At 47.0% G+C, this 2,439-nt stretch carries 2 protein-coding genes; both read right to left on the minus strand.

The features are described from left to right. Positions 1 to 1,208 (minus strand): NAD-dependent DNA ligase LigA (gene ligA / locus WEIDD23_RS01645; protein WP_156469547.1); only part of this gene is annotated, 1,208 nt, incomplete at its 3' end. Positions 1,209 to 1,231: 23 nt separating this feature from the next. Further along, positions 1,232 to 2,439 (minus strand): 3'-5' exonuclease (locus WEIDD23_RS01650; protein WP_197458761.1); only part of this gene is annotated, 1,208 nt, incomplete at its 5' end.

A 2,439-nucleotide genomic window follows, 5' to 3' on the forward strand; every position in this document is an offset into this window, starting at 1 on the left:
GGACGTTGACTCAAAATTACTTGCCCAATTTCCGGAATAATGTCCCCCGCTTTGTGCAAAGTCACAGTATCACCAATTCGAATATCTTTACTGTTCAAATAATCTGGGTTGTGTAACGAAGCACGCGCCACGGTTGTCCCCGCTAACTGGACGGGATCCATCACCGCTGTTGGCGTAACCGCCCCTGTTCGGCCAACGGTCCATTCAATGTCACGTACAACTGTGTGAGCCTCTTCAGGCGGGAACTTATACGCAATTGCCCAACGTGGCACTTTAACAGTGTTGCCCAACTCCTCATGATAAGCTAGCGAATTGACTTTGATGACAATGCCATCAATACCATAAGCTAACTCATCGCGGGTGGCCGTTTCATCATTAATGTAGGCCGCGATGTCCGCTTCAGAAGCAACAACTGCGTTTGTTGGGTTAGCTGGTAGCCCAAGCTCAGCTAAACGTTGTAATAAGTCAGCCTGCGTCGTGACACCAAGCGTGTTTTCGGCGTCAACTGCTGCATATAAAAAGGCATCCAGTTGGCGTTGCTTCGTCACCTTGACATCTAATTGACGTAGTGAGCCCGCCGCTGCGTTACGTGGATTGGCAAACGTTGACAGGCCGTCTCGTTCGCGTTGTTCATTTAACGTCACAAAAGCTGCTTTCGGCATGTACACTTCGCCACGAACTTCGACTGAGATGGGTTCGTTTAGTTGTTTAGGAATCCGTTTGATTTGGCGGACATTTGCTGTAACATCTTCCCCGATGTTACCATCGCCTCGCGTTGATGCTTGAATCAGTTCACCATTTTCATAAACTAGACTGATCGCAAGGCCATCAATTTTCAACTCAGCATTGTAGCTAAGTGGCGTGTTAAATGATTTTTGCGTTGTGGCCAGCCAGTCGTACAATTCATCCAATGAAAAGACATCACCTAGTGACAGCATTGGGATGTCGTGAACTACCTTTGGCAAGTCAGATTTAGTGGCCTTACCGCCAACTTGTTGCGTGATTGAATCTGGTGTGACTAACTCGGGATAGGCTGCTTCTAGTGCTTCCAATCGATTGTATTCACGGTCATAGACGGCATCTTCAACAGATGGCGCATCATTTTCGTAATATTCTTGCGCCCATTGCTTCAAATCTTGCTGTAGCGCGTCAATTTCTGCTTTCGCTTCAATGACAGTCATCGTTGCGATATCTTGAAAGTTATCCATTGTTCTATAACCTCCTGCAAGTGCTACTCCACCTTTTGAATTGGGGCGAAGGCAGCAAGCAAACGTTTAATCCCTTGATCAGGGAAAGCGATATCTAATTCTTGGTCCTCACCAGTACCTGAAACTTTAACAACGTGGCCGACACCCCACTTTTTATGACTAACCGCATCACCAATCGTCCAGGCCTTTTTATCAGCGCCAGTACCAGGTGTTGCTGACGTGACTGTCGAAGTAGTTCGGAATGGCGTGCCACTTTGTGCAGCTTGGCGTTGTCGACCAGCAAACGTGGTTGCCGTCGCTTGTTGCGTTCGGCGTGCAAATGGTAATGCACCATCACGATTTGCAGTAGCGGACAATTGTTGACCGGCTGGCTGCATAATCAGCTCAGGGCTAATTTCATCGATGAATCGTGATGGGATGTTACTTGTCGTCCGACCATACAGCAATCGAGAGTACGCGTTAGTGATAAAGAGCTTCTCTTTGGCACGCGTAATGCCAACATATGCCAATCGACGTTCTTCCTCTAGTTGGGCATCGTCAGCAGCTGCGCGGGATAGTGGGAAAAGGTTTTCCTCCATCCCAACCAAGAAGACCACAGGGAATTCCAATCCTTTAGCAGCGTGTAACGTCATCAAAGTGACTTGGTTATCTGTGTCCTCGTCCACGCTATCAAGGTCAGATACAAGGGCCAATTCGCCTAAGAAGTCCACATACTTAGAGATGCTTTCTTCCGTTGGTTCGTACTTCTTATCAAATTCTTCAGTTACTGATAGGAATTCTGCCAAGTTTTCCAATCGACCTTGGTTTTCGGGTGTTGGTGAGGCCTTGAATTGTTCTTCATAGCCCGTACGATCCAAAATTTGACGTGTCAAATCCGTAATACTTAGGTCGAATGTTGTCTGTTGGCGGAGCGTGCTAATTAATTCAGCGAATTGCGTCAGTTGATTAGCGGCACGAGTTGTTAATCCTGGAATCATCACCGCATTCGTGGCGGCATCTAATAATGGCCAATCATTCTGTAAGGCAAAGGCACGTAACTTTTCGATTGAGGTGTTACCAATACCGCGTTTAGGCTCATTAACCACGCGCAAAAAGCTTTCATTATCAGCGGGATTGGTCACTAAAGCCAAATAGGCAAGAACATCACGGATTTCCTTACGCTCATAGAACTTTGAACCACCTACCATCGTATAAGGCATGTTGGCCTTCACCAAAGCTTCTTCAATACCAC

It is taken from the genome of Weissella sp. DD23 (genome assembly GCF_001579105.1).
Taxonomy (GTDB): domain Bacteria; phylum Bacillota; class Bacilli; order Lactobacillales; family Lactobacillaceae; genus Weissella; species Weissella cibaria.